Source organism: Streptomyces albus subsp. albus, assembly GCF_000725885.1.
Lineage (GTDB): Bacteria > Actinomycetota > Actinomycetes > Streptomycetales > Streptomycetaceae > Streptomyces > Streptomyces albus.
The window spans coordinates 208515-233597 of the sequence record NZ_JODR01000001.1; the positions used below are offsets into that span (position 1 = coordinate 208515).

The 25083-nt window shown below is 70.8% G+C and carries 20 protein-coding genes and 1 pseudogene; 12 read left to right on the forward strand and 9 right to left on the reverse strand.

Annotated elements, in window-relative coordinates:
* The first annotated feature begins 15 nt into the window (after window positions 1–15).
* The 6 genes and pseudogenes from murJ to trxA all read left to right on the forward strand — a co-directional run bounded on the left by murJ (window position 16) and on the right by trxA (window position 8837).
* Window positions 16–2484 (forward strand): murein biosynthesis integral membrane protein MurJ, encoded by a 2469-nt coding sequence (gene murJ, locus IO40_RS0100840; protein ID WP_016472071.1) that lies wholly within the window; start codon window positions 16–18, stop codon window positions 2482–2484.
* 788 nt (window positions 2485–3272) lie between these two features.
* A pseudogene (locus IO40_RS39580) lies at window positions 3273–4979 on the forward strand (protein kinase family protein); the annotation flags it as partial.
* An 84-nt stretch (window positions 4980–5063) separates the two neighbouring features.
* Entirely contained in the window at window positions 5064–5933 is an 870-nt protein-coding gene (gene sigM / locus IO40_RS38425) for an RNA polymerase sigma factor SigM (protein ID WP_016472069.1), read from the forward strand.
* Complete coding sequence (locus IO40_RS0100855; RefSeq protein WP_031174648.1) at window positions 5930–7324, forward strand: hypothetical protein; 1395 nt, start codon at window positions 5930–5932, stop codon at window positions 7322–7324. The genes sigM and IO40_RS0100855 overlap by 4 nt, the downstream gene beginning before the upstream one ends.
* A 105-nt stretch (window positions 7325–7429) precedes the next feature.
* Entirely contained in the window at window positions 7430–8416 is a 987-nt protein-coding gene (gene trxB / locus IO40_RS0100860) for a thioredoxin-disulfide reductase (protein WP_016472067.1), read from the forward strand.
* A 91-nt stretch (window positions 8417–8507) separates the two neighbouring features.
* Complete coding sequence (gene trxA / locus IO40_RS0100865) at window positions 8508–8837, forward strand: thioredoxin (protein WP_016472066.1); 330 nt, start codon at window positions 8508–8510, stop codon at window positions 8835–8837.
* Window positions 8838–8925: 88 nt separating this feature from the next.
* On the opposite strand, the gene IO40_RS0100870 is transcribed toward trxA, so the two are convergent.
* The 9 genes from IO40_RS0100870 to rpmH form a co-directional block, all read right to left on the reverse strand.
* On the reverse strand, window positions 8926–9546 hold the full coding sequence (locus tag IO40_RS0100870; RefSeq protein WP_031174649.1) for a GNAT family N-acetyltransferase: 621 nt from the start codon (window positions 9544–9546) through the stop codon (window positions 8926–8928).
* Window positions 9547–9594: 48 nt separating this feature from the next.
* Complete coding sequence (locus IO40_RS0100875) at window positions 9595–10767, reverse strand: ParB/RepB/Spo0J family partition protein (protein ID WP_016472064.1); 1173 nt, start codon at window positions 10765–10767, stop codon at window positions 9595–9597.
* Window positions 10764–11936 (reverse strand): ParA family protein, encoded by a 1173-nt coding sequence (locus IO40_RS0100880; protein ID WP_078565951.1) that lies wholly within the window; start codon window positions 11934–11936, stop codon window positions 10764–10766. The genes IO40_RS0100875 and IO40_RS0100880 overlap by 4 nt, the downstream gene beginning before the upstream one ends.
* 241 nt (window positions 11937–12177) lie before the next feature.
* Window positions 12178–12945, reverse strand: coding sequence for a 16S rRNA (guanine(527)-N(7))-methyltransferase RsmG (gene rsmG / locus IO40_RS0100885; RefSeq protein ID WP_016472062.1), 768 nt, complete (start codon window positions 12943–12945; stop codon window positions 12178–12180).
* Window positions 12942–13460 (reverse strand): Jag family protein, encoded by a 519-nt coding sequence (locus IO40_RS0100890; RefSeq protein WP_030406663.1) that lies wholly within the window; start codon window positions 13458–13460, stop codon window positions 12942–12944. The genes rsmG and IO40_RS0100890 overlap by 4 nt, the downstream gene beginning before the upstream one ends.
* 20 nt (window positions 13461–13480) lie before the next feature.
* Window positions 13481–14638: a membrane protein insertase YidC gene (gene yidC / locus IO40_RS0100895; RefSeq protein WP_031026959.1), complete on the reverse strand. Its 1158-nt coding sequence runs from the start codon at window positions 14636–14638 to the stop codon at window positions 13481–13483.
* A gap of 3 nt (window positions 14639–14641) precedes the next feature.
* A complete protein-coding gene (gene yidD / locus IO40_RS0100900) occupies window positions 14642–14932 on the reverse strand; it encodes a membrane protein insertion efficiency factor YidD (protein WP_016472059.1) in 291 nt (96 codons plus the stop codon).
* Window positions 14929–15357 carry a ribonuclease P protein component gene (gene rnpA / locus IO40_RS35415; protein ID WP_033228208.1) on the reverse strand — a complete coding sequence of 143 codons (429 nt, stop codon included), beginning with the start codon at window positions 15355–15357 and terminating at the stop codon, window positions 14929–14931. The genes yidD and rnpA overlap by 4 nt, the downstream gene beginning before the upstream one ends.
* A 24-nt stretch (window positions 15358–15381) precedes the next feature.
* A complete protein-coding gene (gene rpmH / locus IO40_RS0100910; RefSeq protein WP_016472057.1) occupies window positions 15382–15519 on the reverse strand; it encodes a 50S ribosomal protein L34 in 138 nt (45 codons plus the stop codon).
* A 455-nt stretch (window positions 15520–15974) separates the two neighbouring features.
* Between rpmH and dnaA the strand changes: the two genes are divergently transcribed.
* The 6 genes from dnaA (at window position 15975) to gyrB (ending at window position 25058) form a co-directional block, all read left to right on the forward strand.
* Window positions 15975–17996 (forward strand): chromosomal replication initiator protein DnaA, encoded by a 2022-nt coding sequence (gene dnaA / locus IO40_RS0100915; protein WP_031174652.1) that lies wholly within the window; start codon window positions 15975–15977, stop codon window positions 17994–17996.
* 820 nt (window positions 17997–18816) lie between these two features.
* Window positions 18817–19947 carry a DNA polymerase III subunit beta gene (gene dnaN, locus IO40_RS0100920; protein ID WP_016472055.1) on the forward strand — a complete coding sequence of 377 codons (1131 nt, stop codon included), beginning with the start codon at window positions 18817–18819 and terminating at the stop codon, window positions 19945–19947.
* Between the two features lie 169 nt (window positions 19948–20116).
* Complete coding sequence (gene gnd / locus IO40_RS0100925; RefSeq protein ID WP_016472054.1) at window positions 20117–21040, forward strand: phosphogluconate dehydrogenase (NAD(+)-dependent, decarboxylating); 924 nt, start codon at window positions 20117–20119, stop codon at window positions 21038–21040.
* A 10-nt stretch (window positions 21041–21050) separates the two neighbouring features.
* Complete coding sequence (recF, locus tag IO40_RS0100930) at window positions 21051–22166, forward strand: DNA replication/repair protein RecF (RefSeq protein WP_031174654.1); 1116 nt, start codon at window positions 21051–21053, stop codon at window positions 22164–22166.
* Window positions 22163–22693 carry a DciA family protein gene (locus IO40_RS0100935; protein ID WP_031174655.1) on the forward strand — a complete coding sequence of 177 codons (531 nt, stop codon included), beginning with the start codon at window positions 22163–22165 and terminating at the stop codon, window positions 22691–22693. Before recF ends, IO40_RS0100935 begins: the two co-directional genes overlap by 4 nt.
* A 262-nt stretch (window positions 22694–22955) precedes the next feature.
* A complete protein-coding gene (gene gyrB, locus IO40_RS0100940; RefSeq protein ID WP_031174656.1) occupies window positions 22956–25058 on the forward strand; it encodes a DNA topoisomerase (ATP-hydrolyzing) subunit B in 2103 nt (700 codons plus the stop codon).
* Window positions 25059–25083 lie beyond the last annotated feature (25 nt).

The window sequence follows — 25083 nt, forward strand, 5'->3', positions numbered from 1 at the left end:
GGGTAGGTAGCGACGATGAACGCGCCGTATGGCGACGACCGGGGCCACGCCCCCGGTGACGGCTCTGGCCAGCCGGAAGACCCGTACGCGCGGGACGCGTACGGCCGTGACCCGTACGAGGACCGCGCCCCCTCGCCCCAGGACCCCCAGCCGTGGCAGCACCACCCCCAGGGCGGGCAGCAACCCCGGACCGCGCAGCCCCAGGGGCAGTACCCGCAGAACGGGCCCGCGCAGGGGCAGGGCCCGCACGCTCAGCCCGGGCCTCAGCCGCAGCAGCCGTACCACGACCAGCGGCCTCACCAGGGGCAGCAGCCGTACCGGGGGCAGCAGGGCCAGAGCCAGAGCCAGAGCCAGGGCCAGGGGCAGCCGCAGGACCGGCAGCCGTACTCGGCGCAGGGTTACCGGGGTGAGCAGTACCCGCAGGCACCGCAGACCGCCCAGACGCCACAGGCCCCCCGGAGCCCGCAAGCCCCCCAGGCGCCCCAGCAGGGTGACGCCTTCGCACATCTGTACCGCGATCAGGGCCACCCGCAGCCCCAGCAGCCCCACCCGCCCCAGCAGTCGCGCCCCTCCCCGTACCAGCAGCAGCAGAACCCGCAGTACCCCCAGAACCCGCAGCACGCCCAGGCGCCCCACCACGGCCGGCGGCCCGCTCCCGCACCGCAGGGCACCCCCGCCACCCAGGTCACGCAGCCCCTCCAGGCCGTGCAGCCCCCGCAGCCGTACCCGCCGGAGCCCGGCGCGCCCGGCGCCGCCGAGGAGCCGTCGGCCCAGACGGTCAATCTCGGCACCGTCCCCGGCAAGGAGCCGGAGGCCCCGGCCGAGGGCGCACCGGACTCCGGGAAGGGCGGCGGAGGCGGCCTCCTCAAATCCAGCGCGATCATGGCCGCGGGCACGATGGTGTCCCGGCTGACCGGGTTCGTCCGCTCCGCGATGATCGTCGCGGCACTCGGCGCCTCCGCCCTCGGCGACAGCTACCAGCTCGCCATCACCCTTCCGACGATGCTGTACATCCTCACCGTCGGCGGCGGCCTCAACTCCGTCTTCGTGCCGCAGCTGGTGCGGTCCATGAAGGAGGACGACGACGGCGGCGAGGCGTACGCGAACCGGCTGCTGACGCTGGTCGCGGTGATCCTGGGGGTGATGGCGGCGGCTGCGGTGTTCGCGGCGCCGCTGCTGGTGCGGATGATGTCGGTCAAGCTGGCCGGCGATCCCGCCGCCAACGAGGTCACCGTCACCTTCGTGCGCTACTGCCTGCCCTCGATCTTCTTCATGGGGATCCACGTGGTGATGGGCCAGGTGCTCAACGCGCGCGGACGGTTCGGGGCGATGATGTGGACGCCCGTCCTGAACAACATCGTCATCATCGCCACCATCAGCATGTTCCTGTGGGTCTACGGCTCGGCCGCGACCTCGCGTCTGAACGTGACCACCATCCCGCCGGAGGGCGTGCGGCTGCTGGGCGTCGGCACCCTGCTGGGGCTGGTCGTCCAGTCGCTGGCCATGTTCCCGTACCTGCGGGCCGCCGGCTTCCGCATCCGGCCGCGCTTCGACTGGCGCGGTCACGGCCTGGGCAAGGCCGCGAAGCTGGCCAAGTGGACGATCCTGTTCGTCCTCGCCAACCAGGCCGGCGTCCTGGTCGTCTCGCAGCTGTCCACGTGGGCGGGCGACACGGCCGCCCGGAACGGCGACCCGGGCACCGGCTACATCGCCTACTCCAACGCGCAGCTCATCTGGACGATGCCGCAGTCGATCATCACGGTCTCCGTGATGGCGGCTCTGCTGCCCCGCCTCTCCCGTGCCGCGGCGGACGGCGACCCCGGCGCCGTCCGCGACGACATCTCCCAGGGCCTGCGCAACTCGGCCGTCGCCATCGTCCCGATCGCCTTCGGCTTCGTGGCGCTGGGCATCCCCATGTGCACCATGATCTACGGCTCGGCGGGCGTGGACGCGGCCCGTTCCATGGGGTACATGCTGATGGCGTTCGGCGTCGGGCTGATCCCGTACTCGGTGCAGTACGTCGTCCTGCGTGCCTTCTACGCCTACGAGGACACGCGCACCCCGTTCTTCAACACGGTCATCGTCGCGGCGGTCAACGCAGCCGCCTCCGCCCTGTGCTTCCTGCTGCTGCCCGCCCGCTGGGCGGTCATCGGCATGGCCGCCTCCTACGGGCTCGCCTACCTCATCGGGGTCGGCATCGCCTGGCGGCGGCTGCGCGACCGGCTCGGCGGCGACCTCGACGGGCGCCGGGTCGTCCGTACGTACATCCGGCTCGCGGGCGCCAGCATCCCGGCCACGCTTGCCGCCGGCGCCGCAGCGTGGGGCATCACCCGTGCCCTGGGCAGCGGCACCTTCGGTTCGATCGCCGCGCTCATCGGCGGAGGGATCGTTTTGGGCGCGGTTTTCGTCCTAGCGGCGAAGCGCATGCGGATCGCGGAGATGACAGCCATGCTCGGCATGGTGCGCGCCAGACTCGGCCGATGAAATCCGGGCGGGAAACCGGCGCATACAACCATCATTCGCCCCCGCGTGTCGTGCATAGCGGCGAGGTGTAGGCACAATTGTTTTCGGTCGTTCCCCGAGGGAACGGCGCAACGGATGGGGAGGCAGGAACGACGGTGGCGGAACGGAGCACAGCCGCTGTCGACGTGGCCGAGACCAGCGGCATGAACGGCACGCCGCTGCCCGCCCGCCTGGGCGGGGCCACGAGCGACGGTGCGACGGACGCGACGAACGGACACAGCCGCGGCACCGGGGCCCCCGCTCCCGCGGCGCCCACGCCCATCCCCTCCGGCACCGCTTTCGCGGCACTTTCCAGAGACGCCGGCGACTCCACACCACCCGATGAGACCAGCGCCCAGGATCCCGCCGGCGCCGGTGCCGGACACAGCTCCGGCAAGACCGTCGGCCCCGAGGACGGCAGCTCCGCCCACACCGGCCCCAAGAGCACCACCACCGCCACACCCACCCCCGCCGCACCCCGCGCCGACAACCCGGCCGGCAAGGACCGGCCCGCCGACGACAGCACGGACACCGCGGACACCGCGGACGCCACCGGTGCTTCCGGTGAGGAGGGCGGCGGCGGCAGCGCCGACGCCGGAGACAGCGCTCCGAAGAACGGCGGTGCCGCCGAGCAGCCAAAGCCGGACGCCGAAAAGGACAGTGCCGCAAAGGACAGCTCCGAAAAGCCGGACCCCGAGCAGAGCGGCGCCAAGAAGGGCGACAAGAGCGACGCAGCCAACGCCAGCGCCCCGGCCGGAACCTCCCCCGAAACATCCGCCACCGCCTCCGCCAAGGACGCAGACGGCGACACGGACAGCGACACGGACCGGAACGACGCGGACAGCGACTCCGCCGACGCCACCGGGAAGAGCTCCCCCGACGAGGAGGCCGGCTCGCGGAAGGACTCCGGAAAGTCCGCCGCGTCGCCTGCGGCCGTCGAACTGCGGGTGCCCGAACTGCACAGCGGCCACAAACTCGCCCGCCGCTACCGCCTGGAGGAGTGCGTCACCCGGCTCGACGGCTTCAGCAGCTGGCGGGCCGTCGACGAGAAACTCCGCCGGGCCGTGGGCGTCCACGTCCTTCCCGCCGGGCACTCCCGCGCCCGCCAGGTGCTCTCCGCCGCCCGCTCGGCTGCGCTGCTGGGCGACCCCCGGTTCGTGCAGGTCCTCGACGCGGTCGAGGAGGACGACCTCGTCTACGTCGTGCACGAGTGGCTGCCCGACGCCGTCCCGCTCAGCGAGGTGCTGACCACCCGCCCGCTGGAGGCGCACGAGGCCTACCAGCTCGTCGGCCAGCTCTCCCAGGCGCTCGCCGCGGCGCACCGCGAGGGCCTGGCACATCTGCGGCTGAACCCGACGTGCGTCCTGCGCACCGGGATGGGCCAGTACCGCATCCGCGGGCTCGCCGTGAACGCCGCGCTGCGCGGGGTGACCAGCGAGAACCCCCAGCGCGACGACACCGAGGCGATCGGTGCCCTGCTGTACGCGGCGCTCACCCAGCGCTGGCCGTACGAGGAGGACGCGCACGGTCTGCCGGGGGTCGGCTCGCTCGACATGAGCACCCTCGCCGCGCCCGAGCAGGTCCGCGCGGGCGTCCACCGGGGGCTGTCCACGCTGGCCATGCGCGCGCTGGTCAACGACGGCGCCACCGCCTCCCGGCAGGAGCAGCCCTGCACCACGCCGGACGAGCTGGCCAAGGCCGTCTCGGCCCTGCCGCGCATCCGCCCGCCGGAGCAGGCGTTCCCCGTGCCCCCGCCGTTCCCGCGCGCGGCCTACCAGCAGGGCGCCGCGCAAGGAGCCGGCGGCGCCGCGGGCCGGGCGGCCACCGCTCCGCGTGCCGAGCCGCCGACGCCGCCCACGCTGCCGGGCCGTACCGGCAAGGTCCTCAAGTGGGGCGTCTCCGCGCTGCTGATCGCCGCGCTCGGGCTGGGCAGCTGGCAGATCGCCGACGCGCTGTTGTCGTCCGACACACCGGAGAAGAAGACCACCAAGAACGTCCAGGCGCACGACACGTCCGCGCACGACACGGGCAAGCCGATCAAGATCGAGGACATCAAGGACTTCGACCCGCAGGGCGACGGCTCCGAGAACCCGGACAAGGTCGGCGACGCGATCGACGGCAAGCCCGGCACCTACTGGCTCACCAGCAAGTACATCGGCCACGCGGACTTCGGCAATCTCAAGTCCGGCGCGGGCCTCATCCTGGACCTGGGCAAGGCCCGGCAGGTGAGCAGCCTCAAGGTCGACTTCATCGGCAAGACGTCGGTGAGCTTCCTGGCCGCGCCCAGCAGCGTGACGAGCATGCCGACGTCGCTGGGCAGCTTCAGCAAGGTCACCAGCGGCTCGGGCGAGCACGTCACCCTGAAGGCGAAGAAGCCGATCAAGACCCGCTTCGTACTGGTGTGGCTCACCAAGCTCCCCCTCTCCGAGGACGGCAACTACCGTGGTCGCGTCACGGAGGTCCAGGTCCTCAGCTGATCCCGTCCCGCAACGGGACGGGGGCCGGCCGGGGCCGCGGGCGCCGCTTCCCTCCGTGGACGCGGCAGGGCGAGGGGAGGGCTGATGGCGAGCGACGACAAAGAGCGGGACAAGCAGCTGCTCGCCCGCCATGTGGCGGGCGACCCCGACGCGTTCGGAGAGCTCGTCCGCCGGCACCGGGACCGGCTGTGGGCCGTCGCCCTGCGGACCCTGGGCGACCGTGAGGAGGCGGCTGACGCCGTGCAGGACGCCCTGATCTCCGCGTACCGCGCCGCGCACACCTTCCGCGGACAGTCGGCCGTCACCACCTGGCTGCACCGCATCACCGTCAACGCCTGTCTGGACCGCGCCCGTAAGACCGCCTCCCGACGCGCCACCCCCACCGACGACACCGAACGCCTGGAGCAGGTGCTGGAGCCGCACGAATCGGCGGCCGGCCCCGTGGAGCGTCAGGACGTACGGCGGCAGGTGGTGGCGGCGTTGTCGGAGCTGCCCGCCGAACAGCGCGCCGCACTGGTCCTGGTGGACATGCAGGGCTACCCCGTCGCGGAGGCCGCCGAAGTGCTCGACGTGGCCGTCGGGACGGTCAAGAGCCGCTGCGCACGGGGCCGCGCCCGGCTCCTGCCGCTCGTCTCCCACCTGCGCCCCGGCCGCCGCCGCGAGGACAAGGAGACGAAGGGCAAGGGGTCTGAGGCCAAGGGGACTGAGACCAAGGGGACTGAGGGCAAAGGGACACCGGGCAAGGGGACGAAAGAGAAAGGGGCTCCGAAGAAGGAGCCGCAGGAGAACCCCACGGCCCGGACCGGCGGCGCCGGCAGTGGCGGCGACGGGGGAGGGAACCCGGCTGCCGGGACGTCCGTCCCAGCACCGAGAGGCGCACAGCGGAAGTCTCCTCAGCACACCGCGCAGGGCACCACCGGCTCCGGGGCCGTGAAAGGAGGGGGACAGGCATGACATCCGCCCCTTTCCCGTACGACGAGCGGCCGGGCACGGAGAACCGGCAGCCCGGCGACGGGCGGCCGGACCGCGACGAGCATCCCGACGTCGAGGAGATCTCCGCGTTCGGCGAGGGGATCTCCCCCGCCGCCCGTGCGCCGCAGATCCGGAGCCACCTCGCGGAGTGCCCCCAGTGTGCCGGTGTACTGGCCTCGCTGGAGGAGATCCGCGAGACGCTGGGCACACTGTCCGGTCCGGTGCGGATGCCCGAAGACGTGGCGGACCGCATCGACGCCGCTCTGGCCGCCGAGGCGGCGAAGGCCGGAGCGTCGCCCGAGGCGGCCTCCGCGACGGAACCGCCCTCCACGGAGCCCAGCACGAAGACTCCCGGCACGACGACCCCCGGCACCGCGGCACCCGGCACCGCAAAAGGCGCCGCACCGGAAACCTCGCCTGGTTCCGACTCGGACGCCTCGCCCAACGCGGCGCCGGAAGCGATGCCGGGCCCGCCGCCGGACGCATCCGTGCCCCACGGAGCGGTTTCACGTGAAACCACGACCGAGGACGAGCCCTCGGACCGCACGCCGGAGGCGCGCCCCGGCAAGGACAGCGGTGTTTCACGTGAAACCAGCGCCACGCCATCCGCGGAAGCCGCCTCGAAACGTCGCCGCCCGACCACCGACCGTCCGCCGGGCCGCGCCGCCTCCGCCACGGGTCCCGGCACCCCTGGCCCCGATCGCAAGGGCACGAGCGCGGCCGGCCGCGGCAGCTCCGGGCCGACCCCTCAGCGGGCACGCAGGCGGAGGCGGGCAGTGTTCGCCGTGGTCGCCTCCGTCGCGGCGCTGACCGTCGGCGGAGTCGCCCTCCAGGCGCTCTCCGGCTCCCCCGCCACCGAGGTCGCCTCGGATGCCGCGCGACCCACCCCCGAGCAGCACGTTCCCGGCGCCTCGCCGCTTGGCCCGTCCACGGGAGCTCCGCAGGGGGACGACAGCGGCAGCGGTGACGACAAACAGCTCCGCAAGCGCGTCCAGCGGCTCCTGTCCGGACAGCACACGCCCTCTCCGTCGGCGAGCCCGCGTTCCTCGGCTCCCTCCCGACCGAGCGAGCCGCCCTCCCCCGGCACCCGGAAGAGCCCCGACACCGGTCAGAACACACTCCGCGACGACGCGCTGGGCGGCGGACAGACCGTGCCCTCCTGTGTACGCGACGCCATCGGCCGGGCGGAGCCGCCCCTGGCTGTCGATCCGGAGGCCACGTTCCACCACCGGTCCGGCTATCTGGTGGTCCTGCCCCACCAGGGCGGGGACACCCGGCGGGCCGATGCCTACCTGGTGGATCCCTCCTGCATCAGTGTGGACCCGCCCCAGCCGGGACGGGTGCTGTACAAGGGCACGTACGCGCGCGGGTGACACGGGTTTCCGGCCCGGGAATGTCCGCCCCGTAGGATCCGTTGGACGGGGTGCAAGCCTCGGTGCAAGATCCCGGAAAGCAGTCGGCAGACAAGGAAGACTCCCGTGAGCGACGTCCGTAACGTCATCATCATCGGCTCGGGCCCGGCCGGATACACGGCTGCGCTCTACACCGCCCGCGCGTCGCTGAAGCCGCTGGTGTTCGAGGGCTCCGTCACGGCGGGTGGCGCCCTGATGAACACCACCGATGTCGAGAACTTCCCCGGCTTCCAAGAGGGCATCATGGGCCCGGAGCTCATGGAGAACATGCGCGCCCAGGCCGAGCGCTTCGGCGCTGAGCTGATCGCGGACGACGTCACGGCCGTCGATCTGTCCGGCCCGGTCAAGAGCGTGACGGACTCGGCGGGCACCGTCCACCGCGCCCGCAGCGTCATCGTCGCCACCGGTTCCCAGCACCGCAAGCTGGGGCTGCCCCAGGAGGAGGAGCTCTCCGGCCGCGGTGTCTCCTACTGCGCCACCTGCGACGGCTTCTTCTTCCGTGAGCAGCACATCGCCGTGGTCGGCGGCGGTGACACCGCCATGGAGGAGGCGACCTTCCTCTCCCGGTTCGCAGCCTCGGTGACGATCGTCCACCGCCGTGACACCCTGCGTGCCTCGAAGGCCATGCAGGAGCGCGCTTTCGCCGACCCGAAGATCTCGTTCGCCTGGAACAGCGAGGTCTCCGAGATCCACAGCAAGGACGGCAAGCTCTCGGGGCTGACGCTGCGCGACACCGAGAACGGCGAGACCCGTGAGCTGGATGTCACGGGCCTCTTCGTGGCCATCGGTCACGACCCGCGGGTGGAGCTGTTCAAGGACGTGCTCACGCTGGACGAGGACGGCTACCTCAAGGTGGACGCCCCGTCCACCCACACCAACATCCCCGGTGTCTTCGCGGCGGGCGACGTCGTGGACCACACCTACCGCCAGGCCATCACCGCGGCCGGCACCGGCTGCTCCGCGGCGCTGGACGCCGAGCGCTACCTGGCGGCGCTCACCGATGTGGACGCCGAGGAGACCCCCGAGCCGGAGAAGACCGCAGCCGCCATCTGAGGCGGGCCGTTCCCGCTCCGCCGGGGAGAACGGGCTGCCGCCCGTCGGCTCCCACCCGACCCGCAGTCAACACAGAATGAGGAGAAGCACCATGGCCGGTGCCACCGTGACCGCGACCGACGCCGACTTCGACGACGTCGTCCTCAAGAGCGACAAGCCCGTACTGGTCGACTTCTGGGCAGCCTGGTGCGGCCCCTGCCGGCAGATCGCACCGTCGCTGGAGGCCATCGCCGCGGAGAACGCCGACAAGCTGACCGTCGTCAAGCTGAACATCGACGAGAACCCGGGCGTCGCGGCGAAGTACGGCATCATGTCGATCCCGACGATGAACGTCTACCAGGGCGGCGAGGTCGTCAAGACCATCGTCGGCGCCAAGCCGAAGGCCGCCCTCGAGAAGGACCTCGCCGACTTCATCGGCTGAGCGCCTGACATACGGCTCCGAAGGGGCGCGGTTTCACGTGAAACCGCGCCCCTTCGTCATGTCCGGAGCCACCACGGGGACCCGAGCCTCACAGCGGACGCAGAGCCGGTTCCTTGCTGTGGACCTTGCCCAGCAGTTGGTCCAGCGCCCGCTCCATGTCCTGCCGCCAGGAGACGGTCGAGCGCAGCTCCAGCCGCAGCCGGGGGAAACGCTGGTGAGGGCGTACGGTCTTGAAGCCGACGGCCAGCAGATGATCGGCGGGCAGCAGACAGGACGGCTCGGACCAGCGGGCGTCCCCGAACGCCTCCACCGCCTTGAAGCCGCGCTGCAGCAGATCCTTCGCGACCGTCTGCACGATGACGCGGCCGATCCCCTGCCCCTGGAACTCCGGCAGCAGATAGGCCGTCATCAGCTGCACGGCGTCCGGTGAGACGGGGCTGGTGGGGAACGCGAACGAGCGCGGCACATACGCCGGCGGCGCGTAGAGGACGTAGCCGACCGGCGCATCGTCCACATAGACGACCCGTCCGCAGGATCCCCACTCCAGCAGCACGGAGGAGATCCAGCCCTCCTTCTCCAGGTCGGGCCGGCGCGAGGCGGTCGTCTCCTCGTCGCTGACCGGTCCCAGCTCCCAAAAGGCGCAGGCCCGGCAGCGCTCCGGCAGATCCGCGAGGTTGTCCAGCGTGAGCGGAACGAGCTGTCGCCCCATGGCAGACATCGTAGCCATGGGGCGACAGCTCGTCGGGGGTTTCTTCGGTCAGTCCGAGGCCGCGTCCTCCTCGCCGGCGTCCCCCTCCGCCAGCTTCTGCTGGAGCACCCGGCCCTCACCGGGGGCCAGCTGGCCCAGGATGCGCTCCAGGTCCTCCATGGAGGCGAACTCGACGACGATCTTGCCCTTCTTCTGACCGAGGTCCACCTTCACCCGGGTCTCGAAGCGGTCCGAAAGCCGCCCCGCGAGGTGGTTGAGGGCGGGTGAGACCCGGGCACCGGCCCGGGGCCCCTTGGGCTTGGACCGGCTCTTGGGCTCGGAGCTCATCAGCGTGACGATCTCCTCGACCGCCCGCACCGACAGCCCCTCGGCCACGATGCGGTGGGCGAGCTTGTCCTGCTCCTCACCGTCCTCCACGGCCAGCAGCGCCCTGGCGTGCCCGGCCGAGAGGACCCCGGCGGCCACCCGACGCTGCACGGCGGGGGAGAGTCGCATCAGCCGCAGGGTGTTGGACACCTGGGAGCGCGAGCGGCCGATGCGCCCGGCCAGCTCCTCGTGGGTGCAGTCGAAGTCCTTGAGGAGCTGGTCGTAGGCGGCTGCCTCTTCCAGCGGGTTGAGCTGTGCCCGGTGCAGGTTCTCCAGCAGGGCGTCCAGGAGGAGCTTCTCGTCCTCGGTGGCCCGGACGATGGCCGGGATCCGCTCCAGGCCCGCCTCGCGGCAGGCCCGCCAGCGGCGCTCACCCATGATCAGTTCGAAGCTGCCCGCTTCGATCTCACGGACGACGACGGGCTGGAGGAGGCCGACTTCCTTGATGGAGGTGACCAGTTCGGCGAGGGCGTCCTCGTCGAAGACCTCACGCGGCTGCCGCGGGTTCGGGGAGATGGCGTCGAGCGGGACCTCCGCGAAGAAGGCGCCGGCAACCTCGCCGGTCACCCCCTCCTCGGCCGGCTCCGCCTCGGTTTCACGTGAAACCGGCTTCTTCTCCGCCGACTGGGATTCGTCCCGCTGGGCGAGAGCCGCGAGCTTGGCCGCCGCCACCCCCCGTGCGCCCTGCTCTAGGTCGAGCGGCGGGACGGCGGTGGGGGAGGCGGAGCCTCCCGTGATGCTCGGCTTCCGACCGTTCCCCGTCACCCCTGGGGCCTCTGCGGACTCCGTGCCCGACGGGGCCGCCGGGATCAGCGCACCGAGCCCCCGCCCCAGGCCCCTACGTCGCTCGCTCACTGAGTCCCCTCCGCCATGCTGCCGTGCTGCTGCGCTTGTTGTGGTTGTGGTTGTTGCTGCATCTGGAACTGTGCCACCTGCTGTGCCTGCTGCGTCTGGTGGGCCAGCTGTGCCTGTTGGGCTTGTTGGGCCTGCTCGACATGCGGATCCCGCAAGGCGATCTCCCGCGCCGCCTCCAGGTAGGAGAGCGAACCGCTGGAGCCAGGATCGTAGGTGAGCACCGTCTGCCCGTAACTGGGGGCCTCGGAAATGCGCACCGAGCGGGGGATGTTGGTGCGCAGGACCTCCTTGCCGAAGTGCCCCCGCACCTCCTCCGCCACCTGCGACGCCAGCCGGGTACGGCCGTCGTACATCGTCAGGATGATCGTCGAGATGTGCAGCCGCGGGTTCAGATGGCCCCTCACCAGCTCGACGTTCCGCAGGAGTTGACCCAGCCCCTCCAGCGCGTAGTACTCGCACTGAATGGGGATCAGCACCTCCGCACCGGCCACCAGGGCGTTGACCGTGAGCAGACCGAGGGAGGGCGGACAGTCGATGAGGATGTAGTCGAGCGGCTGGTCGTAGGCCTCCAGGGCCCGCTGAAGGCGGCTCTCCCGCGCGACGAGCGACACGAGTTCGATCTCCGCACCGGCGAGATCGATGGTCGCCGGCGCGCAGAAGAGCCCCTCCACGTCCCGCACGGGCTGGACGACCTCGGAGAGCGGCCTGCTCTCCACCAGGACGTCGTAGATCGACGGCACCTCGGCGTGGTGGTCCACGCCCAGCGCCGTCGAGGCGTTGCCCTGCGGGTCGAGATCGACGACCAGTACCCGGGCCCCGTGCAGGGCCAGCGAGGCGGCGAGGTTCACGGTCGTCGTGGTCTTGCCGACCCCGCCCTTCTGGTTGGCGACCACCATGACCCGGGTGCGGGCCGGACGGGGCAGGCCCTCCCCGGCGCGGTTCATCGCTTCGACCGCCTGCTGGGCAGCACGGCCGATCGGTGTGTCGTCCATGGGCGGTGGCGTTTCACGCGCCGCGTCACCGCGGGGAGCGACCACACCCGCGCTGGTATCGCCCGGTTCTGTCCGGGGACCGGGGACCGGGTCGGCCATCGGTCCCGCGATATTGGCGTCGGACCGCAACGGTTCACACTCCTCACCATCAGGCTCGCTATGGACGAAGCCTCCCATGCTTTCGGTGCGGTGAACCAGCGAACCCCGCTCAGTTGTGGAGGAATCCACTTCCGAGCGGGGCTCAGGGGCGGTCCGGCCGCGCGCGCCGGCAGCGGCGGCGCGGCCTCGGTTGATGATTCCGTGCAACAGAGAGCGGCGTTTCACGTGAAACACGATGCACAGCCCCCGGACGGGGACTGCCGCGACACTCCGCTCCGCACGGCCGCATGCGTTTTGATGGAGTAACCGGATCAGCGACTCAGCGCCGCCGACGGCCACCCCGCGGGGAGCGGTCGCCCCCGCGCCGGGCCGCCTTCTCCGCCTTCGCGCGGCGGGCCGCGAACCGGACACCGCCGGGGCTCTCACCGACCCGGGCCCGCACCACCGTCGAGGGCGGATCGACAACGCCCTGGCCGATCTGCTCCACGGTGGTCTCCACGACCCCCAGCTTGTGCAGCGCGTCCCGGGCGGCCCGGACCTCGTCCTCGGCCGTGTCGCCCTTGAGCGCCACCATCTCGCCGTACGGCCGCAGCAGCGGAACGCCCCAGCCGGCCAGCCGGTCCAGCGGCGCCACCGCGCGGGCGGTCACCACATGCACCGGGCGGAGCCGGCCCAGCATCTCCTCGGCCCGCCCCCGCTGGACCGTCACATGGTCCAGCCCCAGCAGCTCGACGACCTCCTGGAGGAAGGTCGTACGCCGCAGCAGCGGTTCCAGCAGGGTGATCTCCAGGTCCGGCCGCACCAGGGCGAGCGGGATACCCGGCAGCCCGGCGCCCGACCCGACATCGCAGACCGAGACGCCCTCGGGCACCACCTCGGAGAGCACCACGCAGTTCAGCAGGTGCCGTTCCCACAGCCGGGGCACCTCGCGCGGGCCCAGCAGCCCGCGCCGTACCCCGGCGTCCGCCAGCAGCTCCGCGTACCGTTCGACAGCCGGCAGGCTGTCGCCGAACGCCTTGTGTGCCGCCTCGGGAGCGGGAGGAAGCTCCTCCTCGTACTCCTGCGGCTCCCCCGGGCCCCGGGTCACGGGAGGACGACCACGCAGCGCTGCGGCTCCTCGCCCTCGGACTCGCTGCGCAGTCCGGCGGCCTTCACTGCGTCGTGCACGACCTTCCGCTCGAAGGGCGTCATCGGGCGGAGCTTCACCGGCTCGCCGGAGCCCTTCGCCTCCTTCGCCGCCTGTTCGCCCAGTTCGGTCAGCTCTTCGCGCTTGCGGGCCCGGAAGCCGGCGATGTCCAGCATCAGTCGGCTGCGGTCACCGGTCTCGCGGTGGACCGCGAGCCGGGTCAGCTCCTGGAGCGCCTCCAGGACCTCGCCGTCCCTGCCGACGAGCTTCTGCAGGTCGCGCGAGGTGCCCTCGCTGACGACCGAGACCACGGCACGGTCCGCCTCGACGTCCATGTCGATGTCGCCGTCCAGATCGGCGATGTCGAGCAGTCCCTCAAGGTAGTCGGCCGCGATCTCACCCTCCTGTTCGAGACGGGTCAGGGTGTCGGTGCCGGCTTCGGTGGCCTCGGGGGCGGTGGTGTCCGTGTCCGTCACGGCGGGGACTCCTTCGGTGCTCACTTCTTGGAGGGGTGCTTGGGACGCTGCGGGCCCTTGCGCTGCTGCCCGGTCTTCTTCTGACCGGACTTGCTCTGGGAGCCCTTCTGCGAGCCGGCCTTCTGACCGGACTGGCCGGACTGGCCGGACTGGCCGGACTGCTTCTCGGCGGTCTTCGGGCCGGTCTTCTGCATGGAGTCGGCGGCCGAGGAGGACCCGCTCTTCTTGGCGCCCGCGGCGACCGGGCCGCCACCCTGGCGCTGCGACTTGCTCTGCCGCTTCGGCTGCTGACGGCGGGCACGGGCGGCCTCAACGGCCTCGCGGGCCTCGACCTCCTTCGGGTCCTCCTTCAGCTTGCCCTTGGCACGCAACCGCTCCTGGCGCTCCTTGAAGGCGCGGGAGCCGGGCGTCGGGTTCCGCTTGATGACGTACATCTGCTGACCCAGCGTCCACACGTTGGTGGTCAGCCAGTAGACGAGGACACCCACGGGGAAGTTGATGCCGAAGACGGCGAACATGATGGGGAAGACGTACATCAGCATCTTCTGCTGCTGCATGAACGGCGTCTTCACCGTCAGGTCGACGTTCTTGGTCATCAGCTGGCGCTGCGTGTAGAACTGCGACGCCGACATCAGGACGATCATGATGACGGTCACGATGCGGACGTCGGTGAGGGAAGCGGCCAGCTCGCGCACCTGGTCGGCGCTGTCCATGAACTTCGCGGCGATCGGGGCGCCGAAGATCTTGGCGTTACGGGCGCTGTCGACCTGCTCGGCGTTGAGCACGCCCACCGGCTTGTTCGACGCGATGTGGCTGAGCACCCGGAAGAGGGCGATGAAGAAGGGGGACTGCGCCAGGATCGGCAGGCAGCTGGAGAGCGGGTTGGTGCCCGTCTCCTTGTAGAGCTTCATCATCTCTTCGCTCTGGCGCTGCTTGTCGCTCTTGTAGCGCTCCTGGATCGCCTTCATCTTCGGCTGGAGCGCCTGCATGTTCCGCGTCGACTTGATCTGCTTCACGAAGAGCGGGATCAGGCAGATCCGGATCAGTACCACCAGGAAGAAGATGGACAGACCCCAGGCCCAGCCGCTGTCCGGGTCGAAGACCAGGCCGAACAGTGAATGGAACTGGACAATGATCCAGGAGACAGCGGTATAGAGAGGACTCAGGATCGTGTCCACGAATCAGGCTCCTTGGGCGTTGGACTGGGTCCGGTGCTGCTGCCAGCGGGAGCGGAGCCGCTGGTGCCATACCGGGTGCTTCCGGGCGGGGACATGGTCGACGCCACCGGGCGACCACGGGTTGCAGCGCAGAATGCGCCAGGCCGTCAGGGCGGTTCCCTTCACGGCGCCATGGCGGTGGATGGCCGTGTAGCCGTAGTGGGAGCACGACGGGTAGTACCGGCACACCGGGCCGAGCATCGGACTGATCGTCCACTGGTACAGCTTGATCAACCACAGCAGCGGGTACTTCACTGTGCTCTCCCTCCCGGTTCGGGGCCGGGATTCCGGGGGCTGTCCCCCGGTTCGGCAGAGCGAGGGGACCCTTTGAGCAGCTTCCGCAGCGCGACATCCAGATCACGGACCAGCTCCGCGTGGTCCGCCTCTCCCGCGCCGGGCAGCGCCCGTACGACAACCAGGCTACCTGCGGGCAGCTGGTACAGGCGTTCGCGCACGAGATGCCGCAGGCGCCGTTTCACACGGTTACGGATCACCGCGTTGCCCACGGCCTTGCTCACGACGAAACCCGCACGCGTCGGGGGGACCTCTCCCCCCGACGCGTGCGGGTCCGTTCGACTGCGTAGGTGGACGACGAGGAGCGGGCGTCCGGCCCGGCGCCCTCGGCGTACCGCGGTCGCGAAGTCCTCGCGCCGCCTCAGCCGGTTCTCGGTAGGCAGCACGTCATGGACCTGTGGTCAGGCTGCTCAGGCCGACAGGCGGGCGCGACCCTTGCTGCGGCGGTTCGCGATGATCGCGCGGCCGGCACGGGTCCGCATGCGCAGCCGGAAGCCGTGGGTCTTCGCGCGGCGGCGGTTGTTCGGCTGGAAGGTGCGCTTGCTCACTCGGGGGCTCCTGGGTGCTTCGAGTCCCACGGGCGACCGCGGGACTGGGTGTGGGGAGTCGACCGGCTGTCACCGTGCGCCCACGAGTAGCTCGCAACGCCCGAGTGTGCACCGCTTCATGATCGTCCGGTGGAACCAGCTGATCTTGCCCATCGGAGGCAGGCGGCAGCAGCCGTCGACACTCGACCTGGTTAAGGTACGCGCGCCTACGCCATCCGGTCAAACCAGCACCGGCGGGGCACCCCGGCCACGGTACGGGCCACTGCACTCGTACACAGCCTGTGGACAACGACTTGAACGCGACAGGGCCGCGTGACTACCGTGGCCGAACTTCCTTTCCTTCCCGACCGTCCCGAGAACCACACATGAGTGGGACTGCGTGGGATCCGGTCGATCACCGAGCGACCGTCACACTGTGAGTGACCCGTCACCAAGCGAGTGAGAGAGCGTGCCCCGTGGCTGACCTACCTGCCGATCTTGCCGCAGTGTGGCCACGGGTGCTGGAACAGCTGCTCCGCGAGGGTCAGGGCGTCGAGGCGAAGGACCAGCGGTGGCTGCGGGACTGCCAGCCGCTGGTACTGGTGTCGGGCACGGCCCTGCTCGGCGTGCCGAACGAGTACGCGAAGGGGGTCCTGGAGGGCCGCCTCGCCCCGCTGATCACCGAGGCCCTCAGCCGGGAGTGCCAGCAGCCCATCCGGCTCGCGATCACCGTGACAGGGCCCGCACCGGAAGCACCCACTCCGCCGGCCCCGCAGACCCCTTCCATCCCCTCGCCCACCCCCGCGCCCGAGCAGCAGCACCAGCAGCACCAGCCGCCGCAGCGCGAGGGCTCGTACGAGGTGGGGTACGACACATACCCGCCGCGTGAGACGTACGAGTCCTACGAACAGCGCGGTGACCACGGCGGACCCCCGCACGGTTCCGGACCCGGCCCCCAGCAGAACCCGCAGAACCCGCAGAGCCCGCGGGAGCCGCAGGGGCAGCAGCAGGGCCAGCCGGAGCGCTACGAGCAGCCCGACCGTTTCGAGCAGTACGAGAACCGGGAGATGCCCGGCGCCCGCTCCGCGTACCAGGACTACGCGCAGAGCCCGCTGCCCGCACCGGGCCCCGGGTCCTGGCAGCAGCAGCAGCGACGCGACCCGTACGCCCCGCAGCACCAGCAGCGGCACCAGCCCTACGACCACCGGCAGCAGGGCGGGTACGAGCAGCAGTCCCCCTACGACCAGCAGCCGTACGAGCAGCAGGGCTACGACCAGCAGAACTACGAGCAGCAGTCGTACGAGCCCTATGAGCAGCAGCACCAGCAGCGGCCCCGTCCGCAGGTGCCGCCGCAGGGCCGGCCGCCCGCCCCGCACTACGACAGCCCGTCCCAGCTGCCCGCGCCCAGCGGGGCTCCGGGCCCGCTGGCCGCACAGCCCGCGCCGGCGACCGGACCGGGCGAGCCGACGGCGCGGCTGAACCCGAAGTACCTCTTCGACACGTTCGTGATCGGCGCCTCGAACCGGTTCGCGCACGCCGCGGCGGTCGCCGTGGCCGAGGCGCCGGCCAAGGCGTACAACCCGCTGTTCATCTACGGCGAGTCCGGGCTGGGCAAGACGCACCTGCTGCACGCCATCGGGCACTACGCGCGCAGCCTCTACCCGGGCACGCGGGTGCGGTACGTCAGCTCGGAGGAGTTCACCAACGAGTTCATCAACTCCATCCGCGACGGCAAGGCGGACGCGTTCCGCAAGCGCTACCGCGACATGGACATCCTGCTCGTCGACGACGTCCAGTTCCTGGCGGACAAGGAATCGACGCAGGAGGAGTTCTTCCACACCTTCAACACCCTGCACAACGCGAACAAGCAGATCGTGCTCTCCAGCGACCGGCCGCCCAAGGCCCTGGAGACGCTGGAGGACCGGCTGCGCAACCGGTTCGAGTGGGGTCTGATCACCGATGTGCAGCCGCCCGAGCTGGAGACGCGCATCGCGATCCTCCGCAAGAAGGCGGTGCAGGAACAGCTCAACGCGCCTCCCGAGGTGCTGGAGTTCATCGCCTCGCGCATCTCCCGCAACATCCGTGAGCTGGAGGGCGCCCTGATCCGGGTGACGGCCTTCGCGAGCCTCAACCGGCAGCCGGTGGACCTGGGCCTGACGGAGATCGTGCTCAAGGACCTGATCCCCGGCGGTGAGGACGCCACGCCGGAGATCACCGCCCCGGCCATCATGGCCGCCACGGCCGACTACTTCGGGCTGACGGTGGACGATCTGTGCGGTTCCTCGCGCAGCCGGGTGCTGGTGACGGCTCGGCAGATCGCCATGTACCTGTGCCGGGAGCTGACCGATCTGTCGCTGCCGAAGATCGGCGGCCAGTTCGGCGGGCGCGACCACACGACGGTCATGCACGCCGACCGGAAGATCCGCGCCCTGATGGCCGAGCGGCGCTCCATCTACAACCAGGTCACCGAGCTGACCAACCGCATCAAGAACGGCTGACAGAACGGCTAGCAGAACGGCTGACGGCCGGCTGACGGCCGCCTGAGCGCCGTACCGGGCCCCCGGGGAGAGCTCCCCGGGGGCCTTTCGCTGTTCGAATCGGGGGTCGTCGGCCGCCTCGGTCCACAGGAAACGGCGGTTTGCCGCGTCCACACCTTGGGGACCTTTCCGGTTGTCCCAAGGGCGTCCACAACAGCCCCCTCGGGAGGCCGGTTCACCCAGGTCACCCGGCTGTGTACTTGTGGGCTCGCGTCGTCCACAGCTGTGGAGGGGCGCCGGGCTCCGCGGCGGCGCTTCGGCTTGTCCACCGCCCGCCCACAGGAAACGGCCTGTTTTCCCCAGTGATCAGGCACTTCTCCACAGAGCTGTCCACTGTTCGGCAACGCAACGCGCCCGCTCACTGCTCCGAGTGAAAGCGGTCACATCGAGACCGAGGATTGGGCTGTGGGAAAGGTGGGTAAAACTGTGGGCGCAGCTGTGGGGAAACCCCCTCTTCCTGTGGGCGGGGTGTGGGCAACTTTTCGGCGTCCACAGCGACCCCCCGTTCCTCCACGGCTCCACCCACAGGCGCGGTGGACAAAATCTCGGCTCTGAGCTGCGGAAACGGGCTTTTCCACGGTTTCCACAAGCCCTACTACTACGACCACACAGAGAGAGCTCGGGATTCGTTTCGAAGTCGGGGCTGTGCACAACTCGGCGCCGAGCGCCTCGCGGCGGATCGCTCCGACTTGACCCGTGCCCGCACTCGCTGTCGGTCCCGTGCGTCAGACTGGTCCCCGGCAACAGCACGAGCGACGGCAGCAGCGGGAGGCGGCTGAAGGTGAAGATCCGGGTTGAACGCGATGTCCTCGCGGAGGCGGTGGCGTGGACGGCGAAGAGCCTCCCCGCCCGCCCGCCGGTGCCTGTCCTCGCGGGCCTTCTGCTGAAGGCCGACGACAGTGCCCTGAGCCTGTCCGGCTTCGACTACGAGGTGTCGGCGCGGGTCTCGGTCGACGCGGAGGTCGAGGAGGAGGGCACCGTCCTGGTCTCCGGCCGGCTGCTGGCCGACATCTGCCGCGCCCTCCCCAACCGGCCGGTGGAGATCTCCACAGACGGTGTACGGGCGACGGTGGTCTGCGGCTCCTCGCGGTTCACCCTGCACACCCTCCCGGTGGAGGAGTACCCGGCGCTGCCCGAGATGCCGTCGGCCACCGGCACCGTGCCGGGTGAGGTCTTCGCCGCCGCCGCCCAGCAGGTCGCCATCGCGGCCGGCCGGGACGACACCCTCCCGGTGCTGACCGGTGTGCGCATCGAGATCGAGGGCGACACCGTCACCCTGGCCTCCACCGACCGCTACCGCTTCGCCGTCCGCGAGTTCCTGTGGAAGCCGGAGACGCCCGACGCCTCCGCGGTGGCCCTGGTGCCCGCGAAGACGCTGCTGGACACCGCGAAGTCGCTCAGCGGCGGGGACCACGTCACGCTCGCGCTGTCCGGCTCGGGGTCCGGCGAGGGGCTCATCGGTTTCGAGGGCGCGGGCCGGCGGACGACGACGCGGCTGCTGGAGGGCGATCTGCCCAAGTACCGCACGCTGTTCCCGACGGAGTTCAACTCCGTCGCCGTGATCGAGACGGCGCCGTTCGTGGAGGCCGTCAAGCGTGTCGCGCTCGTCGCGGAGCGCAACACCCCGGTGCGGCTCAGCTTCGAGCAGGGCGTCCTCACCCTGGAGGCGGGCTCCAGCGACGACGCACAGGCTGTGGAGCGCGTCGACGCCGACCTGGAGGGCGAGGACATCTCGATCGCCTTCAACCCCGGGTTCCTGCTGGAGGGGCTGAGCGCGATCGACGCTCCGGTGGCGCAGCTGTCGTTCACGACGTCCACCAAGCCGGCGCTGCTGAGCGGGCGCCCGGCGAAGGACGCCGAGGCGGACGAGTCGTACAAGTACCTGATCATGCCGGTCCGCCTCTCCGGCTGAGCCTGCCGCCCGGCCCTGGGTGCCGTCGCCCGCCGCGGGCCGGCGGTGCGCCCTCTTCCGCGGCCGTCGGCGGGAGGTACCGCCGTTCCGCCCTGCGGAAGAGCTGCTCACAACCCTTGGGCGTAGGGTCGAAACAGTACGAAAACGTTCGGATCCGTAAGGGGCAGTGATGGAGCTCGGTCTGGTCGGTCTCGGGAAGATGGGCGGGAACATGCGGGAACGCATCCGCCGAGGGGGCCACACGGTCATCGGGTATGACCGGAATCCGGACGTCGCGGATGTCGGCAGCCTCAAGGAGATGGTCGACTCGCTCAGCGGGCCGCGCGTGGTGTGGGTGATGGTCCCGGCGGGTGCCGCCACCCAGTCGACCATCGACGAGCTGGGCGAGCTGCTCTCCCCCGGCGACCTGGTGGTCGACGGCGGCAACTCGCGCTGGACCGACGACGAGAAGCACGCCGAGGAGCTGAAGGCCAAGGGCATCGGCTTCGTGGACTGCGGCGTCTCCGGCGGCGTATGGGGCCTGGAGAACGGCTACGCGCTGATGTACGGCGGTTCCACCGAGGACGTGGCGAAGGTCCAGCCGATCTTCGACGCGCTCAAGCCGGAGGGCGAGTTCGGCTCGGTCCACGCGGGCAAGGTGGGTGCGGGCCACTTCGCGAAGATGGTCCACAACGGCATCGAGTACGCCATGATGCAGGCCTTCGCCGAGGGCTGGGAGCTGCTGGAGGCCGCCGACTCGGTGACCGACGTGCGGGAGGTCTTCCGCTCCTGGCAGGAGGGCACCGTCATCCGCTCCTGGCTGCTGGACCTGGCGGTCAAGGCCCTGGACAGCGACGAGCACCTGGAGCAGCTGCGCGGCTACGCGGCCGACTCGGGCGAGGGCCGCTGGACGGTCGAGGCCGCGATCGACAACGCGGTGCCGCTGCCGGCGATCACCGCGTCGCTGTTCGCCCGGTTCTCCTCCCGGCAGGAGGACTCCCCGCAGATGAAGATGATCGCCGCGCTGCGCAACCAGTTCGGCGGCCACGCGGTCACCGCCGCCGGCAAGGGCGGTGCGCAGGGCTCCGACGTCACGCCGCCCACGGGGGGCTGACAGCGCACCGATGCACGTCACGCATCTCTCGCTCGCCGATTTCCGGTCGTACGCCCGGGCCGAGGTGCCGCTCGGTCCGGGCGTGACCGCGTTCCTCGGGCCGAACGGCCAGGGCAAGACGAATCTGGTGGAGGCCGTCGGCTATCTGGCGACGCTCGGCAGCCATCGGGTCGCCGCGGACGCGCCGCTGGTGCGCTCGGGAGCCCTGCGGGCCGTCGTCCGTGCCCAGGTGCGGCAGGGCGAACGGGAGCAGCTGGTCGAGCTGGAGCTGAACCCGGGGAAGGCCAACCGGGCGCGGATCAACCGTTCGTCGCAGGTGCGGCCCCGTGACGTGCTGGGCATCGTGCGGACCGTGCTGTTCGCGCCGGAGGACCTGGCGCTTGTCAAGGGTGATCCGGGTGAGCGGCGCCGGTTCGTGGACGAGCTGGTGACGGCCCGGGCCCCGCGGATGGCGGGGGTGCGCTCGGACTACGAGCGGGTGCTCAAGCAGCGCAACAGTCTGCTGAAGTCGGCGGCGATGGCCCGCCGGCACGGCGGCCGGGCCATGGATCTGTCCACGCTCGATGTGTGGGACCAGCATCTGGCCAGGTCCGGGGCGGAGCTGCTGGCGCAGCGGCTGGACCTGCTGGCCGTGCTGGGCCCGCTGGCGGACAAGGCGTACGAGCGGCTGGCGCCGGGCGGGGGCCCGGTCGCCTTCGAGTACCGGGGCCCGGTGGTGGGCGCCTCCCGCGAGGAGCTGTACACGGGGCTGCTGGCAGCGCTCGGTGAGGCCCGCAAGCAGGAGATCGAGCGCGGGGTGACCCTGGTGGGTCCGCACCGGGACGATGTGCTGCTGCGGCTGGGGGAGCTGCCCGCGAAGGGGTATGCGAGCCACGGCGAGTCCTGGTCGTACGCGCTGGCGCTGCGGCTGGCCGCCTACGAGCTGCTCAAGAGCGAGGGGCACGAGCCGGTGCTGATCCTGGACGACGTGTTCGCCGAGCTGGACGCGCGCCGCCGCTCCCGGCTGGCCGAGCTGGTCGCCCCGGCCGAGCAGGTGCTGGTCACGGCGGCGGTGCCCGAGGACGTGCCCGAGGGGCTTGAGGGCGCCCGCTTCACGGTGGCGGACGGGGAGGTGGCCCCGGCGTGAGCGACGGGTCGCCGGAGAAGGAGACCCCGGCCCGCGGGGTGGATCTCGCGCGGGTGGCGTTGCGGGCGGCCAGGGAGCAGGCGCGGGCCCGTGGTGCGGAGGCGCAGCAGCGGCGGCAGGCCCGCCGGGGCGGTGGGCTGCGTTCGGGGGCCCGGCGGGACGGTCGTGACCCGTTGCCGCTGGGTGCGGCGGTGAGCCGCCTGATCGCGGAGCGCGGCTGGGAGACCCCGGCCGCGGTCGGTGGGGTGATGGGCCGCTGGCCGCAGCTGGTGGGCCCGCAGGTCGCCCAGCACTGCGAGCCCCAGCACTACGACGAGGAGGAGCGCACGTTGCTGGTGCGCTGCGATTCGACGGCGTGGGCGACGCAGTTGCGGCTGCTGGCTCCGCGGCTGGTGGCCCGGCTGAACGAGGACCTGGGCCACGGCACGGTGAAGGTGATCAAGGTGCGGGGTCCGGAGGCGCCGCGCAGGGGGTACGGACCCTTGCGGGCACCGGGCAGCAGGGGGCCGGGGGACACCTACGGGTGAGGGCCGGGAGGGGGTCGTCGCGGTGTGTGTGCGGACCGGAACTGATGGAGACCGGCCGAAGCGCTCAGTGCCACTGTGAGGCTCCTGGCCCCCCTGTCCAGATATGGGGAGTCGATGGACGCCGGTTGAGGGCGCCACATGTGGACTCAGGCACCGGCAAACCCCCACTCATATGGCGGCCACCGGTACACTGGGGGACTACCGCACCGTTGCGGAACATGTCGAACGACGCAGCCGCTCCGCATTGCCCAGGAGACGGCCTGTGCTGTGCCAGAAAGGGCGCTTCGTGGCCGATTCCGGCGATCTCAACGAGAACGACAAGACGACTCCGCCGCAGTCCGCGGAGGCACACCCCGAATCCCCTGATCACGGCGAGGGCGCCGGGCCCGGTGTCGCGGCCGGTGCGGCGGCGCCCGGGCCGGAGCCGTCGTACGACGCGAGTGCGATCACGGTCCTGGAAGGGCTGGACGCGGTCCGCAAGCGGCCCGGTATGTACATCGGGTCGACGGGTGAGCGTGGCCTTCATCACCTCGTCTACGAGGTGGTCGACAACGCCGTGGACGAGGCGCTGGCCGGCTACGCGGACACCATCGATGTGACGCTGCTCGCCGACGGCGGGGTGCGCGTGACCGACAACGGCCGCGGTATCCCGGTGGACATCGTCCCCTCGGAGAACAAGCCGGCCGTCGAGGTCGTGCTGACCGTGCTGCACGCGGGCGGCAAGTTCGGCGGGGGCGGCTACGCGGTCTCCGGTGGTCTGCACGGCGTGGGTGTCTCCGTCGTCAACGCGCTCTCCACGCGGGTGGCGGTGGAGGTCAAGCGGGACGGCTACCGCTGGACGCAGGACTACAAGCTGGGTGCGGCCACGGCGCCGCTGGCCCGGAACGAGGCCACGGAGGAGACCGGCACCACGGTCACCTTCTGGGCGGACGGCGACATCTTCGAGACGACGGACTACTCGTTCGAGACCCTCTCGCGCCGGTTCCAGGAGATGGCGTTCCTCAACAAGGGGCTGACCATCACCCTGACCGACGAGCGTGAGGGCCACGTCGACGAGGAGGGCCGGCCGAACGGGGTCCGCTACCACTACGAGGGCGGCATCTCGGACTTCGTCCGCTACCTCAACTCGCGCAAGGGCGAGCTGGTCCACCCCACGGTGATCGACTTCGAGGCCGAGGACAAGGAGCGGATGCTCTCGGTCGAGGTCGCCATGCAGTGGAACAACCAGTACAGCGAGGGGGTCTACTCCTTCGCCAACACGATCCACACGCACGAGGGCGGCACGCACGAGGAGGGCTTCCGGGCGGCGCTGACCGGTCTGATCAACCGGTACGCGCGGGACCGCAAGCTGCTGCGCGACAAGGACGACAACCTCACGGGTGAGGACATCCGCGAGGGGCTGACGGCGATCATCTCCGTCAAGCTGGGCGAGCCGCAGTTCGAGGGCCAGACGAAGACGAAGCTGGGCAACACGGAGGCGAAGACCTTCGTCCAGAAGATCGTCCACGAGTATCTGACGGACTGGCTGGACCGGAACCCGAACGAGGCCGCGGACATCATCCGCAAGGGCATCCAGGCGGCCACCGCGCGGGTCGCGGCCCGCAAGGCGCGGGACCTGACGCGGCGCAAGGGGCTGCTGGAGACGGCCTCGCTGCCGGGCAAGCTGTCGGACTGCCAGTCGAACGACCCGGCCAAGTGCGAGATCTTCATCGTGGAGGGTGACTCCGCGGGCGGTTCGGCCAAGTCCGGCCGTGACCCGGAGTACCAGGCGATCCTCCCGATCCGCGGCAAGATCCTCAACGTGGAGAAGGCCAGGATCGACAAGGTCCTCCAGAACGCGGAGGTGCAGGCGCTGATCTCGGCGTTCGGCACCGGGGTGCACGAGGACTTCGACATCTCCAAGCTCCGCTACCACAAGATCATTCTGATGGCGGACGCCGATGTCGACGGCCAGCACATCAACACCCTGCTGCTGACCCTGCTCTTCCGCTTCATGCGGCCCCTGGTGGAGTCCGGGCACGTGTTCTTGTCGCAGCCGCCGCTGTACAAGATCAAGTGGAGCCGGGACGAGTTCCAGTACGCCTACTCCGACCCGGAGCGCGACAGCCTGATCCAGCTCGGCCGCGAGCAGGGCAAGCGCATCAGGGACGACTCGGTGCAGCGCTTCAAGGGTCTGGGCGAGATGAACGCCGACGAACTGCGGGTGACCACGATGGACATCGAGCACCGGGTGCTGCGCCAGGTGACGCTGGACGACGCCGCCGCCGCGGACGACCTGTTCTCCATCCTGATGGGCGAGGACGTCGAGGCCCGTCGCTCGTTCATCCAGCGCAACGCCAAGGACGTCCGCTTCCTGGACATCTAGTCGGAGGCGCCGGCCGAACTGGTCG

Coding starts and splice junctions, on each gene's coding strand:
- IO40_RS0100870 (WP_031174649.1), bottom strand. CDS start 9,546: ATGGGGCGACAGCTCGTTCCGCTCACGCTGGACAACCTCGCGGATCTG.
- IO40_RS0100855 (WP_031174648.1), top strand. CDS start 5,930: ATGACATCCGCCCCTTTCCCGTACGACGAGCGGCCGGGCACGGAGAAC.
- sigM (WP_016472069.1), top strand. CDS start 5,064: ATGGCGAGCGACGACAAAGAGCGGGACAAGCAGCTGCTCGCCCGCCAT.
- trxA (WP_016472066.1), top strand. CDS start 8,508: ATGGCCGGTGCCACCGTGACCGCGACCGACGCCGACTTCGACGACGTC.
- recF (WP_031174654.1), top strand. CDS start 21,051: ATGCACGTCACGCATCTCTCGCTCGCCGATTTCCGGTCGTACGCCCGG.
- gnd (WP_016472054.1), top strand. CDS start 20,117: ATGGAGCTCGGTCTGGTCGGTCTCGGGAAGATGGGCGGGAACATGCGG.
- IO40_RS0100880 (WP_078565951.1), bottom strand. CDS start 11,936: ATGGGAGGCTTCGTCCATAGCGAGCCTGATGGTGAGGAGTGTGAACCG.
- murJ (WP_016472071.1), top strand. CDS start 16: ATGAACGCGCCGTATGGCGACGACCGGGGCCACGCCCCCGGTGACGGC.